This is a genomic window from Mycobacterium paraterrae (assembly GCF_022430545.2).
GTDB classification, from domain to species: domain Bacteria; phylum Actinomycetota; class Actinomycetes; order Mycobacteriales; family Mycobacteriaceae; genus Mycobacterium; species Mycobacterium paraterrae.
Genome location: NZ_CP092488.2, coordinates 5387510 through 5402328 on the forward strand (window position 1 = coordinate 5387510; position 14819 = coordinate 5402328).

Annotated in this window: 14 protein-coding genes and 1 riboswitch; of the genes, 5 read left to right on the plus strand and 9 right to left on the minus strand. The window is 67.3% G+C overall.

Features of this window, described 5'->3' with window-relative positions:
• Window positions 1-58 precede the first annotated feature (58 nt).
• On the plus strand, window positions 59-643 hold the full coding sequence (locus MKK62_RS25860; protein ID WP_240263075.1) for a DUF4190 domain-containing protein: 585 nt from the start codon (window positions 59-61) through the stop codon (window positions 641-643).
• On the opposite strand, the gene MKK62_RS25865 is transcribed toward MKK62_RS25860, so the two are convergent.
• The 6 genes from MKK62_RS25865 to MKK62_RS25885 form a co-directional block, all read right to left on the minus strand.
• Window positions 624-1682, minus strand: a complete 1059-nt coding sequence (locus MKK62_RS25865; RefSeq protein WP_240263074.1) for a sulfate/molybdate ABC transporter ATP-binding protein — start codon at window positions 1680-1682, stop codon at window positions 624-626. The genes MKK62_RS25860 and MKK62_RS25865 overlap by 20 nt on opposite strands.
• A 19-nt stretch (window positions 1683-1701) precedes the next feature.
• On the minus strand, window positions 1702-2520 hold the full coding sequence (cysW, locus tag MKK62_RS25870) for a sulfate ABC transporter permease subunit CysW (protein ID WP_240263073.1): 819 nt from the start codon (window positions 2518-2520) through the stop codon (window positions 1702-1704).
• Window positions 2521-2569: 49 nt separating this feature from the next.
• Window positions 2570-3418 carry a sulfate ABC transporter permease subunit CysT gene (cysT, locus tag MKK62_RS25875; RefSeq protein ID WP_350355739.1) on the minus strand — a complete coding sequence of 283 codons (849 nt, stop codon included), beginning with the start codon at window positions 3416-3418 and terminating at the stop codon, window positions 2570-2572.
• Window positions 3415-4386: a sulfate ABC transporter substrate-binding protein gene (locus MKK62_RS25880; RefSeq protein WP_240263923.1), complete on the minus strand. Its 972-nt coding sequence runs from the start codon at window positions 4384-4386 to the stop codon at window positions 3415-3417. Before MKK62_RS25880 ends, cysT begins: the two co-directional genes overlap by 4 nt.
• Before the next feature lie 137 nt (window positions 4387-4523).
• Window positions 4524-4616 carry an Ms4533A family Cys-rich leader peptide gene (locus MKK62_RS26555; protein ID WP_350355740.1) on the minus strand — a complete coding sequence of 31 codons (93 nt, stop codon included), beginning with the start codon at window positions 4614-4616 and terminating at the stop codon, window positions 4524-4526.
• A gap of 142 nt (window positions 4617-4758) precedes the next feature.
• Window positions 4759-4953 carry a hypothetical protein gene (locus tag MKK62_RS25885; RefSeq protein WP_240263072.1) on the minus strand — a complete coding sequence of 65 codons (195 nt, stop codon included), beginning with the start codon at window positions 4951-4953 and terminating at the stop codon, window positions 4759-4761.
• Between the two features lie 29 nt (window positions 4954-4982).
• Window positions 4983-5105: riboswitch (cobalamin riboswitch) on the plus strand.
• Between the two features lie 29 nt (window positions 5106-5134).
• On the opposite strand from MKK62_RS25885, the gene cobN reads away from it, so the two are divergent.
• Genes cobN through MKK62_RS25905 form a run of 4 tightly spaced genes read left to right on the plus strand, consistent with a single transcriptional unit; the run spans window position 5135 to window position 10855 of the window.
• Window positions 5135-8710 (plus strand): cobaltochelatase subunit CobN, encoded by a 3576-nt coding sequence (gene cobN, locus MKK62_RS25890; RefSeq protein WP_240263071.1) that lies wholly within the window; start codon window positions 5135-5137, stop codon window positions 8708-8710.
• Window positions 8703-9461 (plus strand): precorrin-6A synthase (deacetylating), encoded by a 759-nt coding sequence (gene cobF, locus MKK62_RS25895; protein WP_240263070.1) that lies wholly within the window; start codon window positions 8703-8705, stop codon window positions 9459-9461. The genes cobN and cobF overlap by 8 nt, the downstream gene beginning before the upstream one ends.
• Entirely contained in the window at window positions 9461-10216 is a 756-nt protein-coding gene (locus MKK62_RS25900; RefSeq protein WP_240263069.1) for a cobalt-precorrin-6A reductase, read from the plus strand. Before cobF ends, MKK62_RS25900 begins: the two co-directional genes overlap by 1 nt.
• Before the next feature lie 9 nt (window positions 10217-10225).
• Window positions 10226-10855, plus strand: a complete 630-nt coding sequence (locus MKK62_RS25905; RefSeq protein ID WP_240263068.1) for a TenA family protein — start codon at window positions 10226-10228, stop codon at window positions 10853-10855.
• A 7-nt stretch (window positions 10856-10862) separates the two neighbouring features.
• Here MKK62_RS25905 and MKK62_RS25910 read toward each other — a convergent pair whose 3' ends face one another.
• The 3 genes from MKK62_RS25910 to MKK62_RS25920 are packed head-to-tail and all read right to left on the minus strand — an operon-like array spanning window position 10863 to window position 14784.
• Window positions 10863-12209 (minus strand): cobyrinic acid a,c-diamide synthase CobB, encoded by a 1347-nt coding sequence (locus MKK62_RS25910; protein WP_240263067.1) that lies wholly within the window; start codon window positions 12207-12209, stop codon window positions 10863-10865.
• A complete protein-coding gene (cobO, locus tag MKK62_RS25915; protein WP_240263066.1) occupies window positions 12203-12817 on the minus strand; it encodes a cob(I)yrinic acid a,c-diamide adenosyltransferase in 615 nt (204 codons plus the stop codon). Before cobO ends, MKK62_RS25910 begins: the two co-directional genes overlap by 7 nt.
• On the minus strand, window positions 12817-14784 hold the full coding sequence (locus MKK62_RS25920) for a VWA domain-containing protein (RefSeq protein ID WP_240263065.1): 1968 nt from the start codon (window positions 14782-14784) through the stop codon (window positions 12817-12819). The genes cobO and MKK62_RS25920 overlap by 1 nt, the downstream gene beginning before the upstream one ends.
• Window positions 14785-14819: the final 35 nt, after the last annotated feature.

Consider the following 14819-nt stretch of genomic DNA (forward strand, 5'->3'; position numbering starts at 1 on the left):
GACTCTGCTGCGAACTTCGCCCCTACCGCACCCTTCGAGGGCTACGGTAGCCATCACCATGACACAAGCAACGCCATCCGCTAATACCCGCCCGGTCAGCAAGTGGGCCATCGCCACGTTCCTGCTCGGTCTGGTCAGCCTCATTCCACTGAGCGTGATCGCGGGCATCGTGACGTTCGTCAAGACCCGGGGCGGTCAGGTGTCCGGCCGCGGGTTGGCCGTCGCCGGCATCGTGATCTGCGTGCTCTGGGCAGCCGTCTGGTCCTACATCGAATGGCCGAAAGACGGGTTGATCACCGGCACAACGCAATCGGCACGCGTCGGCACCTGCTTCCAGCAGACCATCAACTCACCGGTCAGCTGCGACAAGCCTCATACCGACGAACTCTTCGCGATGCTGGCGCTCTCCCGCTTCCCCGACAGCGACCACGAACAGCGTGCTATCGAGAACCGTTGCAAGGAAGAGCTTTCCAAGTATTCACCGACCGCGCCCCGTGACCCGCAGCTGCATGTGGACGCCTGGTCGCCCGGCACCGAGTGGAAGCAACTCGACAGTCACGCCGCCGGCTGCGTGGCGCATTTCAGCGCCGAGCGGGTGGGCTCGATCAAGCTCGGCCCGGCCTTCAGTTGGGACTCACCGTAACCTGCTCGGCCGCGACGCCAGCGCTGCTGCGCGGCACCGTTGTCTCGGGCAGCGTCGGCACGCGGGTGGCGCGTACGTAAACGGTGTCCCCCGACTTCAACCCCAGCGCTTCGGCGTCACCGCGAGTGATCTGGGCGATGAACGGTCGACCGGTGGCCGCGTTGGTCAGTTCGACACGGACCTCGAAGCCCAGCACCACCACCCGGTCGATCGTTGCGCGAACCACGCCGGTGGCCTCGGCGGTGCCGTCGGCGATCGGCAGATCGGGATTGCGGCCTACCCGAATGTCGTGTGGCCGAACCAGCGTCCCGTTGAGTGAGGACACCGCACCCAGGAACGACATCACGAAGGAGTTGGCCGGGGTGTCGTACACCTCGCGGGGTGAACCCACCTGCTCGATGCGGCCGTCCTTCAGCACCGCGATCCGGTCCGCGACATCCAGCGCCTCGGCCTGGTCGTGGGTCACCAGAACGGTCGTGACGTGGACCTCGTCGTGTAGCCGGCGCAACCAGGCCCGCAGGTCATCGCGAACTTTCGCGTCGAGGGCACCGAACGGCTCGTCGAGCAACAACACCTGCGGGTCGACGGCCAGCGCGCGCGCCAGCGCCATGCGCTGGCGCTGGCCACCGGACAGCTGGCTGGGATAACGGGTCTGGAACCCGCTGAGGCCCACCACCTCGAGCAGGTGGTCGACCTTCTCGGCGATCTCGGCTTTCGGCCGCTTCCGGATCTTCAATCCGAAGGCGACGTTGTCGCGGACGGTCAAGTGCTTGAACGCCGCGTAGTGCTGGAACACGAACCCGATCCCGCGCCGTTGCGGCGCGACGGTCGTGACGTCGCGTCCGCCAATCGTGATCGTCCCGGTGTCGGGTTGGTCGAGTCCGGCGATGGCGCGCAATAGCGTCGACTTGCCCGACCCGCTCGGGCCCAGCAGTGCGGTCAACGATCCTTGCGGCACGTCGAAGTCGACGTTGTCCAGCGCGACGAAATCGCCGTAGCGCTTGTTGGCTCCCCGCACGGTGATGGCATGGTCGGTCATCAGCGCCGCTCCTCCCCTGTCATGCTTGCTTTGCCGCTCGGTTGCGGCGGGCATCGAGAATCACCTGGACGATCAGCACCAGCACGGACACCGCCATCAACAGCGTCGATAAGGCGTAGGCGCCGTACTCGGCCCCGCGGTTGTAGCGGTCTGACACCAGCAGCGTCAGCGTCTGCGACTGGCCGGGCAGGTTGGACGAGACGATGAGGACCGCGCCGTACTCGCCGAGCGTGCGCGCGATGGTCAGCACGACGCCGTAGGTCAGGCCCCAGCGGATCGAGGGCAGGGTGATCCGCCAGAACGTCTGCCACCAGTTCGAACCCAGCGTCGCGGCGGCCTGCTCCTGGTCGTTGCCGATCTCGAGCAGCACCGGCTCGACCTCGCGCACCACGAACGGCAGCGTCGCGAAGACACTGGCCAGCACGATGCCGGGTAGGCCGAAGATGATCTTGAAGCCGAAGTCTTTCTCGACGAAGCCGAGCAGGCCCGCAGATCCCCACAGCACGATCAGGGCAACGCCGACCACGACCGGCGACACCGCGAACGGCAGGTCGATGATCGCCTGCAGGACGCCCTTACCGCGGAACCGGTTGCGGGCCAACATCAGTGCGGTCGGAATGCCGAAGACGACGTTGAGCGGCACCACGATCGCGACGACCAGCACCGACAGGTTCAGCGCGGAGATGGCCGCCGGGGTGCTGACCCAGGCGAAGAACTGGCCGAGCCCGGGCCGGAATGTCCGCCACAGGATCAGTCCGACCGGGATGACGAGCAGCACGGTCACGTAGGCCAGCGCCAGGAAGCGCAGCAGGTATTTAACGGGAGGCGACAAGGTCATTTTGCGCCACTCCTCCTCATCGCTCCGCTTTGCATCGTCGTCGGCGCGGTCACGACAGCTCCTCGCGCTTGGCGGCGCGCGATCCCAAACTGCGCAGCACGAGCAGCACGACGAAGGAGATCAGCAGCAGCACAATCGATATCGCCGCGGCCCCGGTGCGGTCATCGTTCTCGATGAGCGTGCGGATCCACTGCGACGACACTTCGGTCTTGCCCGGAACCGCGCCGCCGATCAGCACCACCGAACCGAATTCGCCGATGGCTCTGGCGAACGTCAGCCCGGCGCCGGTCAGCAGGACCGGGGTCAGCGAAGGCAGCACGACGGTGGTGAAAATCGTCGCGTTGTTGGCGCCCAGCGACGCGGCCGCCTCCTCGGTCTCATGGTCGATCTCGAGAAGCACCGGCTGCACCGCGCGCACGACGAAGGGCAGCGTGACGAAGGCGAGCGCCACGCCCACGCCCCACGCCGTGTGCTGAAGATGCAGGCCGACCGGGCTGTGATTTCCGTACAGCGCTAGCAGCACCAGGCTGGCCACGATCGTCGGCAGGGCGAACGGCAGGTCGATGAGAACGTCGACCAGTCGCTTGCCCGGAAAGTCGTCGCGCACCAGCACCCAGGCGATCAGCAGTCCGAACACCATGTTCAGCACGGTGACACCGGCGGAGATGGTCAGGGTCACGCGGAAAGATTCGAGTGCCGCATTCGAGGTAACCGCGAGCCAGAACGCCTGCCAGCCGCCACCGATCGACTGCCACAGGATCGCGGCAAGCGGCAGCAGCACGATGACGGAGAGCCATACGACGGAGACGCCGACCCGTAGCGACGTTCCGTTGTTGATTAGCTTGTTGCGGCCATGGGGTTTCGCGCTGGCAACCTCGCGCGCAATCGCGGTCGTCATCCGGTGGCCTGCGTGTAGATCTTGGTGATGCTGCCCGACTTCTTGTCGAACAGCTGCGGGTCTACCGTCGGCCAGCCGCCCAGATCGGCGAGCGTCCACAATTTCTGCGGCACTGGGAACTGGTCGCGTACCTGCGCGGCGATCGCGGGATCCACGGGGCGGAATCCGGCAGCTGCCCACACCTTTTGGGCCTCGGCGGTGTACTGGAAGTTCTTGAAGGCGACGGCGGCGTTCACGTGCGGACTGGTAGTCACCACCGCCACCGGATTCTCGATCTTGATGGTCTGCGGCGGATTGAGGTGGATGATCGGCTTCCCTTGTCGCTCGGTGGCGATGGCCTCGTTCTCGTAACTGATCAGCACATCACCGCTGCCCTGGACGAACACGTCGGTGGCCTCGCGTCCGGAGCCCGGGCGCAGCTTGACGTGCTGGCTGACCAGCTTGTGGACGAAGTCGAGGCCGGCTTTCGGGTCGTGGCCGCCGTTGCTCTTGACCACGTAGGGCGCCAGCAGGTTCCACTTCGCCGAGCCGGAACTCAGCGGGCTGGGCGTCACCACCTCGATACCGGGACGCAGCAGGTCGTCCCAGTCTTTGATGTTCTTGGGATTGCCGGGGCGCACCACCAGGGTCACGACCGACCCGAAGGGGATGCCTTTGGTGGCGTCTTTGTCCCAGTCCTTCGAGACCTTGCCCGCCTTGACCAGCCGGGTGATGTCGGGCTCGACGGAGAAGTTGACGATGTCGGCGGGTTTGCCGTCGACGACACCGCGGGACTGATCACCCGATGCGCCGTAGGAGGCGATCACCTGGATCCCTTTGCCCTCGGGTGAGGCGTTGAACGCCGGGATGACCTTGCTCCAACCAGGCTCGGGTACCGAATATGCGACCAGGGTGATGCTGGTCTTGGCGCCGGAAGATCCGCCTCCGCCCACGACATCGCTGGCACCTCCGTGGCACGCGGCGATCATCCCCGCGGCGACGGTCAACGCAACAGCGTGTCGCCACGACGGGGAGGGTTTGTTGTCGTCGAACAATGGTCGACCTTTCGGCAGTTGAGCTTGACGTCTGACAGATCCCGATACGAAGAAACGAAGGGGGCAGAAGGTCAGCGACAACAATGCACGTCAGCGACGGCGCAATCGCCCACGGCAATGAGCGCCAAGACGTGGCACTCGGTACTGCCGGACGCTGCGTGCATGGGCGAAGCCTAACAGAATGCTGTGCGCGCGCAGCCAAACCCGCTGCAGGTCAGCGGGTCAGCAGCCAAGCAACGATCACCAAGACCACCAGCGCAACCAGGATCAAGGTGACCCGCGACCGCGGCATTCCGGTGTTTGCGCTCATCCGGCTTCTTCGTCGCTGCGCCGGAGGCGGTTCATCAGGGTGATTCCGCGACCCAGCGCGCTGTCCAGCGCGGCGGCAATGGCGAAGGCCAACACCAGCACCACCGGCATCACCACGATCGTCTGGAAGACGAACCCCAGGCCGGACAGCCACAGCTCGACGCCGTCCCACCAGTTGAGGATCGCGTTCATCCGGCTCAGCCTATCGGCTGGATTAAGCTGGTGCGCGCATGTCTCGTGGTGACAGGAATCCGGTGCAAGCCCGGGGCGGTTCCGCCACTGTGATGGCCGCGGCGCCGAGCCGACGGTCAGAGCCAGACACTGGCCACGAGGCACTCCAATCGACGGGGCGAGAACCCCGAGGAGGAACCTTTTGAGCCACCGCATCGCCCTGCTGTCCACATCCGACACCGACCTGCTGTCGGCGCGTGCGTCGCTGGCGCCCTACAACCTGGGCAACCCGGCGCGTCAGCCGATCGAAGATGTTCTCGCCGACGCCGAGGTGGTGATCCTGCGGGTACTGGGCTCGTCGGCGGAGGTGGCCGAGGAACTCACCGCGCTGCGGGCCACCGGTCTTCCGCTGGTGGTGCTCGGCGGCGAGCGTACGCCCAGCGCGGAGTTGATGGAATGCTCGACCGTTCCGATCGGGCTTGCCGCGCAGGCACATTCGTATCTTGCCGAGGGCGGTCCGGCCAATCTCGCTCAGCTGCATGCGTTTTTGTGTGACACCGTGTTGCTCACCGGTGAGGGGTTCGACGAGCCGGTGGTGATCCCCGAGTGGGGCTACGCCGCCCGGTCCGCCGATGTGACGGCCGAGACGCGGGTCGGCGTGCTGTACTACCGGGCCCACGAGGTCAGCGGGAACTCCGGCTTCGCTCACGCGCTGGCCGACGCGGTCGACGCCACCGGCAACGCAGTCGGTGTGCCGATCTTCGCATCGTCGCTGCGCAGCGCGCCCGACGAATTGTTCGACGCGCTCGGCACTTTGGATGCACTCGTGGTCAGCATGCTGGCAGCCGGCGGGTCCAAGTCGGCCGCCGCCGGCGCCGGTGAAGACGACTCGTCGTGGGACATCGAACGGATTGCCGCATTGGACATCCCGGTGCTGCAGGGTCTTTGCCTGACCTCGTCGCGCGAGGAGTGGCAGGCATCAGACGATGGTGTCACTCCTTTGGATTCGGCGACGCAGATCGCGATCCCCGAGTTCGACGGGCGGATCATCACCGCGCCATATTCGTTCAAGGAGGTCGACAACGACGGGCTGCCGCACTATGTCGCCGATCCGGAACGTTGCGCGCGGGTCGCCGCGATTGCGGTGAACCACGCGATGCTGCGCCGCATCCCCAACCAGGACAAGAAGATTGCGTTGGTGCTGTCGGCCTATCCGACCAAGCATTCGCGGGTCGGCAATGCGGTAGGCCTCGACACCCCGGCGTCCGCGGTGCGGCTGCTGCACCGCCTCGCCCGGGACGGCTACGACGTCGGCGACGGGTTCGGCGTGCTCGGCATCGACGACGAGACGCAGGCCGGTGATCAGCTGATGCATACGCTGATCGACGCGGGCGGCCAAGACGAACAGTGGCTCACCACAACCCAGGTCGACGGCGCGCAGGTGAAAGTGACTCCGGCGCAGTACACCGAGTGGACCGCGGGCCTGCCCAAAGAACTCCGCGATGCGATCACCGAGGCGTGGGGCCCGGCACCCGGACGGCTGTTCGTCAACGACGACGGCGACGTGGTGATCGCTGCGCTGCGGTCCGGCAACGTGGTGCTGATGATCCAGCCGCCGCGCGGATTCGGCGAGAACCCCGTGGCGATTTACCACGACCCCGACATGGCGGTCAGCCACCACTACCTGGCCGCGTACCGCTGGCTCGAGCACGGCTTCGGGGCCCACGCGGTGGTCCACCTCGGCAAGCACGGCTCGATGGAATGGCTGCCCGGCAAGAACGCCGCGCTGTCGGCGGCGTGCGCCACCGACGCGGTGCTGGGGAACCTGCCGCTGATCTATCCGTTCCTGGTCAACGACCCCGGTGAAGGCGCCCAAGCCAAGCGCCGCGCCCACGCCACGATCATCGACCACCTCATTCCGCCGATGGCGCGCGCCGAAAGCTACGGCGACATCGCCCGACTCGAGCAGCTGCTGGACGAATACGGCAACATCGCGGCGATGGACCCGGCCAAGCTGCCGGCGATCCGCGGCGAGATCTGGAATCTGATGCGTGCCGCCGAGATGCACCGCGATCTCGGGCTCGACGACCGTCCCGACGACGAGGAGTTCGACGACTTCCTGCTCCACGTCGACGGGTGGCTGTGCGAGATCAAGGACGCCCAGATTCGCGACGGTCTGCATGTCCTCGGTGAAGCGCCGACCGGCGAGGCGCGAGTCAATCTGGTGCTTGCCATCCTTCGGGCCGCGCAGGTGTGGGGCGGTAAGGACCACGCCGTGCCGGGACTGCGCACCGCGCTCGGCCTCAAAGACGGCGCCGAGATTTCGGCCGTCGACGAGATCGAGAGCCGTGCCCGCGCGTTGGTCGAAGCGATGGAGTCCGCCGGCTGGGACGTCGACGGTGTCGATGCCCTGCACGACGAGCCGGACGTACAAGCGTCATTGCGGTTCGCCGCCACCGAGGTGGTGCCGCGGCTGTCAGGTACCGCGGGTGAGCTCGACGCGGTAATGCGCGCCCTGGCAGGCGGTTTCGTGCGGCCGGGGCCGTCGGGCTCGCCGCTGCGTGGCCTGGTGAACGTCTTGCCGACGGGCCGCAACTTCTACACCGTGGACCCGCGGGCGGTCCCGTCGCGGCTGGCCTGGGAGACGGGCCAGGCGATGGCCGAATCGCTGCTGCAGCGCTACCTCGACGACACCGGCAGCTACCCCGAATCAGTAGGCCTGTCGGTGTGGGGCACCAGCGCGATGCGCACCTCCGGTGACGACATCGCCGAAGTGCTTGCCCTGCTGGGTGTTCGGCCGGACTGGGACGAGGCGTCGCGACGGGTCAGCCGACTGGAGATCGTCCCGCTCGACGAGCTCGGCCGCCCGCGCATCGACGTGACGATCCGCATCTCCGGTTTCTTCCGTGACGCTTTCCCCCACGTCGTGACGATGCTCGACGACGCGGTCCGGATGGTGGCGCTGCTCGACGAGCCGGATCAGGACAACTACGTGGCGGCCCACGCGCGAGCCGACCTCGCTCAACATGGTGACGAACGGCGCGCCACAACAAGGGTTTTCGGGTCTAAGCCGGGGTCGTACGGCGCGGGAATCCTGCAGCTGGTCGAAGCCGGCACGTGGCGCGACGACAAAGATCTGGCCGAGGTGTACACGGCTTGGGGCGGCTTCGCCTACGGTCGCGGACTGGACGGCGCCGCGGCCCCGGACGACATGCGCACGAACTACGCCCGAATCAAGGTGGCCGCCAAGAACATCGACACCCGCGAACACGACATCGTGGACAGCGACGACTACTTCCAGTACCACGGCGGCATGATTGCCACGATCCGCGCGTTGACCGGATCCGATCCCAAGGCGTACGTGGGTGATTCGACGACGCCGGACGCGGTGCGTACTCGCACGTTGTCCGAGGAGACCGCTCGGGTGTTTCGTGCCCGGGTGGTCAACCCGCGGTGGATCTCGGCGATGCGCAGGCACGGCTACAAGGGTGCGTTCGAACTCGCCGCGACCGTCGACTACCTGTTCGGCTTCGACGCAACCGCGGGCGTCGTGCACGATTGGATGTACGAAAAGCTGGCCGAGTCCTACGTTCTGGACCCGCAGACCCGCGAATTCCTCGACCAGTCCAACCCGTGGGCGTTGCAGGGCATGGTCGAGCGTCTGCAGGAGGCCGCCGACCGCGGCCTGTGGGCCGACCCGTCCCCGGAAACTCTCGCCGCGTTGCGTCAGGCCTATCTGGAGGTCGAAGGCGACATCGAGGACCGTGCCGGTGCCTGACACCGTCCGGGTGCGCATCCTGGGAGTCGGCATGGGGCCCCAGCACGTCACGCCCGAAGTGGCCGAAGCGCTGCGCTCGGTCGACTATGTGGTCGCCGCCTTCAAAGGTCCCGACGACGAACTCCTGGCCCTGCGTTGGGAAATCATCGAGGCGTACACCGACGGCTCGGTCGACGTCGTGGCGGTGCAGGATCCGCAGCGGGACCGTTCGATCGGGCTGACTGATCAGGGGTATCAGCGGGCAGTGGGCGATTGGCATGACGCCCGCGCCGAGGCCTACGCCGACGTGCTACGCCGGCGCGGTGGCACCGCGGCATTTCTGGTTTTCGGCGACCCGTCGTTGTACGACTCGACGATCCGTGTCGTCGAGAAAATCCAGAAGCTGGGTGTGTTAGTCGAATTCGACGTGCTGCCGGGGATCAGCGCGCCGCAGGTGCTGGCCGCGCGGCACCGCATCGTGTTGCACGAGGTGGGCCGCCCGGTGCACGTCACCACCGGCCGCCTGCTGCAGGAGGCGGTCGCCGCCGGGCAGGACAACATCGTCGCGATGCTGAACCCGCCGCCAGAGCGGCTGGATCTGACCGGTCTGGACGACTGGTCGGTGTGGTGGGCGGCGAATCTCGGTGCCACCGGTGAGCGACTGGTCGCTGGGCGGCTCGGCGAGGTTGCGTCTCAAATTGCAGACGCGCGTTCGCAGGCCCGCGCAGAGGCCGGTTTCGTGATGGACATCTATCTGCTGCGACGGCGGTGATGACTCGCCGCGTGCTGCTGCTGGGCGGGACGGCGGAGGCCCGCGCGCTGGCCGCCCGGTTGGTGGCCGACGGTGTCGACGTGACCAGCTCGCTCGCCGGCCGGGTCGCCCACCCACGACTCCCCGAGGGCAAGGTGCGCATCGGCGGGTTCGGCGGGGTCGACGGGTTGCGGGAGGCGTTGGCCGAATACGACGTGGTGGTCGACGCCACCCACCCGTTCTCGGCGACCATGTCTGACAATGCCTTTCGCGCCTGTACCGCCGCGGCGGTGCCGCTGCTGCGGTTGCAACGCCCAGGATGGGCCGATCGAGCCACCGGGTCCTGGCACTGGGTCGGTTCGCACCAGCAGGCCGCCGATGCGGCGAGTCGACTGGGTAGTCGGCCGCTGCTGACCGTCGGCCGACAGCAACTGGCGGCGTTCGTAGCGGCGCTCGGCGAGCTGGCGGTGCTGGCACGGGTGGTGGACGAGCCGGATATCGCGATACCACCGGCGTGGCAGCTGATCCGCGATCGCGGACCCTACGCCCTGCCCGGCGAACTGGAGTTGCTGCGCGAGCACCGGGCGGATGTGTTGGTCACCAAGGACTCCGGCGGTGAATACACCTGGCCGAAGATGCAAGCCGCGGGTCAATTGGGCATCCCGGTCGTGATCGTGCGCCGGCCCGCGGTTCCCGCGGGGGTTCCAGTGGTCGCCGAGGTGGACGACGCGCTCGCTTGGCTGCGCGGCAATCCACCGTGCCCAGAGAAGGTTTAGCCTGGTCTGATGGACTCTCTAGCCGAGTCGTTGTGGTCCCAGAACAGGGTCTTGGCGGAGACGGCGCTGAAGCACCGCTTCATCCAAGGCATTGCTTCGGGTCAATTGCCCCGGGCCACGTTCGCACACTACGTGGGACAGGATGCCGCCTTTCTGGACGCGTTCTGCCGCGCATACGCCTTGGCACTCGCGAAGAGCCCGGACCGAGAAGGGCTGGCCGTGTTCCGGGAACTCCTTGACGCCGCAGCCGACGAACTCGATCTTCACCGCGGTTATGCCGAACGTTGGAACGTCGACCTCCACCAAACGGCAGACCCGGCGACCACCGCGTACACCGATTTCCTCCTGGCGGTCGCCGAGCAGGAACCGGCTGGTCACATCGCGGCGGCAATGACTCCATGCATGCGTCTTTATGCCTACCTCGGCCAACAGCTGGTCGATCACATCAAGCCCGACAACCCTTTTCGCGAGTGGGTAGCGGCGTATTCGAACGCACCGTTCGAGGCGTTGGCCCGGCGTCTGGAGGGGCTGCTCGATCGGTACGGCGGCGAGCATGATCGCCTAGCCGCCCTGTACCGTCGGGCGATGGAACTCGAATTGGCGTTCTTCGACAGCGCCTCACGTGGTCAGGGGCCGTGACCGGCCGTCAAGCGCGGTGGACGGCCCGTGCGAATCCTTCTGCGAGAGCTGGGTATCCGGCCCAGTGGATGTGCAGGTAGGCCGCGTGCAGGGTGGGCGTGGCGAAACCTTCGAAACCTTTATCCAGTTTCCACGCCGGTTGACCGTCGAGCGCAGCGATGGTCGTGCGGTGGAATTCGTGGCCGGTGACGTGCCGACCGGCTTCGGCAAGCAGCGAATCGGTTGCGCTGACGGCGGTTCGGTAACCCAAGGTCAGTCGCGGCGTCATCACCGCGTCGGTGGGCACGGCGCCAACCATCGGTGTGCCGTCCAGCGAGCGGCACAGGTAGAGCAATCCGGCGCACTCGGCAACCGTCGGAACGCCCGCGTCGATGGCGGACCGCAATTCACCCATCAGGCAACGGTTCTCGGCCAGCTCGGCGGCATGGACCTCCGGGAAGCCGCCACCGAGATAGATCCCGGCCGTGCCGCCGGGCAGGCCCGCGTCGGCGAGTGGGTCGAATTCCACGACGTCGCATCCGGCGGCGCGCAGCAAGTCCTCGGTCTCGGCGTAGCGGAACGTGAAGGCCCGCCCACCGGCCACCGCGACCACGGGCCTGGCCTCCGACGGTGGCTGGATTTCCTGCGAGGGATCCCACGGCGTCTCGGGTAGAGGCTCCGTTTTTCGCGCGAGATCGAGGATTGCGTCGATATCCACATGCGCGGCAATCGTTTCCGCCATCCGCCCGATGGTCTGTTCCGATTCAGCGCGCTCGGCGGCCGGGACCAGACCCAGATGCCGTGACGGCGTCACGATGCCCTCATTGCGGGGAAGGACGCCGAGTACCGGAATGCCGAGCGGGATCAGGGCGTCGCGAACCTCGTCGGCGTGCCGCGCGCTGCCCGCCTTGTTCAGGATCACGCCCGCAATGTGAACCGACGGGTCGAACGACGCGAGCCCGGAGATCGCCGCGGCGTGCGTCCGCGACGCGTGTGAGATGTCGACCACCAGCAGCACCGGCGTTCTGGTCAGCGCGGCAACGTGGGCGGTCGACGCTTCGCCGGCGGTCCCGAGTCGCCCGTCGAAAAGTCCCATCACGCCTTCGATTACGGCGATGTCAGCTGCTCGCGCACCGTGCAGCAGCAGCGGAACGATGCGTTGCGCACCGACCAGGAAGGGATCGAGGTTGCGGCCCGGGCGGCCGGTCGCCATGGCGTGGTAGCCGGGGTCGATGAAGTCGGGCCCAACTTTGTGCCCCGATACCGCCAGTCCCCGTCCGGCCAGAGCGGCCATCAATCCGGTTGCCACCGTGGTCTTTCCGTGCCCGGATGCGGGCGCGGCGACCACGATACGCGCAAGCTCGGTAGCTACCACTCGATGCCTCGCTGGCCCTTCTGACCGGCGTCCATCGGGTGCTTCACGTTGGTCATCTCGGTCACCAGGTCGGCGATCTCGAGTAGCCGCGGATCGGCGTTGCGACCGGTGATCACCACATGCTGGTGGCCCGGGCGGTTGACGAGAGTATCGACGACGTCGCCGATGTCCACCCAGCCCCACGTGATGGGGTAAGTGAATTCGTCGAGCACATAGAGGTCGTGGGATTCGGCGCCGAGTCGGCGCTTGATTTCGGCCCAGCCCGCCGCGGCCTCCCGCGCGTGGTCGACTTCGGTGCCGGCCTTGCGACTCCACGACCAGCCGGACCCCATCTTGTGCCACTCGACCGGACCGCCCTCGCCGGTCTCGGCGTGCAGCGCGCCCAATCGCTCGAGGACGGTCTGCTCGCCGATGCGCCACTTGGCCGACTTGACGAACTGGAAGACCCCGATGCGGAAGCCTTGATTCCAGCCTCGCAGCGCCAAGCCGAAGGCCGCGGTGGACTTTCCCTTCCCTTCGCCGGTATGCACCATGAGCAGTGGGCGGTTGCGGCGTTGCCGGGTCGTCAGCTTGTCGTCGGGTACTACCGACACCTGACCCTGCGGCATCAGGCCGCGCCCGCAGCGGTGGCACCGCGGACGATGTCGGCCAGCGCCTGGGCGTTCACCTGACCGAGCGGGACGTGCTCGGCGTTCAGATGCTGCGCCAGGGTGACGGCCAAACCCATTCGCATACGCCCACTTTCACAGTCCACGACGATGCTGGACACCTCCTCGTTGGCCAACAACGCCGCGGCCCGGTGAGCCCGCCCGACGGGATCGGCGCCCATGGTCGCGCGACCGTCGGTGACCACCACGAGCAGCGGCCGTCGGCTGGGGTCACGCAGCCGCTCCCGTCGCACCACCTCGGCCGCCTTGAGTAACCCCTCGGCAAGCGGTGTTCGGCCGCCGGCCGGCAGTCCGTCCAACCGCTTGGCCGCGATGTCGACCGAACCCGTCGGCGGAAGTGCGATGTCGGCGGCCTGATCCCTGAACGTGACGACACCGACCCGGTCGCGCCGCCGATAGGCATCCAGAAGCAGTGACAAAATCGCGGTCTTCACCTGACGCATCCGTTCCCGGGCCGCCATCGACCCCGAGGTGTCGACGGCGAATATCACCAGGTTCGCTTCCCGTCCCTCACGCACGGCGCCACGCAGATCCTTCGCCTGCAACAACATTCGCCCACCTGTGCGGCCGCGCGCGACCTGGTGCGGCGCGGCCGTGCGAACGGTCTCGACCAGATGGATGCCCGACTCGGACAGCGGGCTGGCTCCGGTGCGCCGGCCCGTCGTCGTGCGGGCGCGGCTCCGACGCCCGGCGTGCCCGTCCCCCACCCCGCGCACCGTGAATAGTTTCGTCCGATATGGCTCACCGGCGCCGACCGGCGGCGCAGGTGTCGAATCCTGCTGCGCACCGGCGCTGTGAGGTTCGGGTGCGTGTTGTCCCCCGCCGGGATCGTCGGGATCGGTGTCGGGATCCGGTCCGCCGTCGGTATCGGGCGGCAGCAGCTCGTCGAGTTCCTCGTCGGAGAGCCCGGGAGCATCGAACGGGTTGCGCCGGCGACGATGCGGCAGGGCCAGCTTCGCAGCGGCGCGCAGGTCGTCGATGTTCGGGTGTTTGCGGTCGTGCCATGCGGCGTGGGCGGCGGCGGCGCGGGCGATCACGATATCGGCACGCATGCCGTCGACGCCCGCCGCCGCGCACACTTCGGCGATCTGGAGCAGCGCCGCATCGGTGAGCTGGATGTGAACCAGGGTGGACTGCGCACGCTGGATCCGATTGCGCAGCCGTTGTTCGGCATTCGCGTATCGGGCGCGGAAAGCCTGCGGATCGGCGTCGAACTGCAGCCGCCGACGTACCACTTCGGCGCGCCGGGCGGGGTCGCGCGGCGCGGCGACCTCGGCGGTGAGCCCAAAGCGGTCAAGCAGCTGCGGCCGCAACTCGCCCTCTTCGGGATTCATCGTGCCGACGAGCACGAACCGTGCCGCGTGAGTGACCGAGATACCGTCGCGCTCCACGGTGACGGTGCCCATTGCGGCCGCGTCGAGCAACAGGTCGACCAGGTGGTCGTGCAGGAGATTGACCTCGTCGACGTAGAGGATTCCGCGGTGGGCGTTGGCCAGCAGGCCAGGTTCGAAGTGGACGGCGCCTTCGCCGAGCGCTTGTTTGAGGTCGATCGATCCGGCCACCCGGTCTTCGGTGGCTCCGACGGGAAGTTCGACCAGTCGCACCGGCCGGGTCTGCACCGGCGCGTCGGGACCGAACGGCCCGTCCGGAGAGGTCGCGTTCGGCTGTGCGGGGTCGGTGGAGAATCGGTCGCCGGCGATGACGTCGATGGGCGGCAAGATCTGGATCAGCGCGCGAACCAGCGTCGATTTCGCGGTGCCCTTCTCGCCGCGCACCAGCACGCCGCCGATGCCGGGATCGATGACGCTGAGAATCAGCGCCAGCGCCATGTCGTCGAGCCCACCGGGGGCGTCGGGGTCGCCGCCGACGACGGCGGGAAACGGGTACAGCTGATCAGCAGTGGGCATCATTACGCCTGTTCGCAGGGTGCGTCGCGGGCATT

Excerpts from the sequence above, each read along its gene's own strand:
- MKK62_RS25860 (WP_240263075.1), top strand. The coding sequence starts at position 59 with ATGACACAAGCAACGCCATCCGCTAATACCCGCCCGGTCAGCAAGTGG.
- MKK62_RS25865 (WP_240263074.1), bottom strand. The coding sequence starts at position 1,682 with ATGACCGACCATGCCATCACCGTGCGGGGAGCCAACAAGCGCTACGGC.
- cysW (WP_240263073.1), bottom strand. The coding sequence starts at position 2,520 with ATGACCTTGTCGCCTCCCGTTAAATACCTGCTGCGCTTCCTGGCGCTG.
- cysT (WP_350355739.1), bottom strand. The coding sequence starts at position 3,418 with ATGACGACCGCGATTGCGCGCGAGGTTGCCAGCGCGAAACCCCATGGC.
- MKK62_RS25880 (WP_240263923.1), bottom strand. The coding sequence starts at position 4,386 with ATGATCGCCGCGTGCCACGGAGGTGCCAGCGATGTCGTGGGCGGAGGC.
- MKK62_RS26555 (WP_350355740.1), bottom strand. The coding sequence starts at position 4,616 with ATGCACGCAGCGTCCGGCAGTACCGAGTGCCACGTCTTGGCGCTCATT.
- MKK62_RS25885 (WP_240263072.1), bottom strand. The coding sequence starts at position 4,953 with ATGAACGCGATCCTCAACTGGTGGGACGGCGTCGAGCTGTGGCTGTCC.
- MKK62_RS25900 (WP_240263069.1), top strand. The coding sequence starts at position 9,461 with ATGACTCGCCGCGTGCTGCTGCTGGGCGGGACGGCGGAGGCCCGCGCG.
- MKK62_RS25905 (WP_240263068.1), top strand. The coding sequence starts at position 10,226 with ATGGACTCTCTAGCCGAGTCGTTGTGGTCCCAGAACAGGGTCTTGGCG.
- cobO (WP_240263066.1), bottom strand. The coding sequence starts at position 12,817 with ATGCCGCAGGGTCAGGTGTCGGTAGTACCCGACGACAAGCTGACGACC.
- MKK62_RS25920 (WP_240263065.1), bottom strand. The coding sequence starts at position 14,784 with ATGCCCACTGCTGATCAGCTGTACCCGTTTCCCGCCGTCGTCGGCGGC.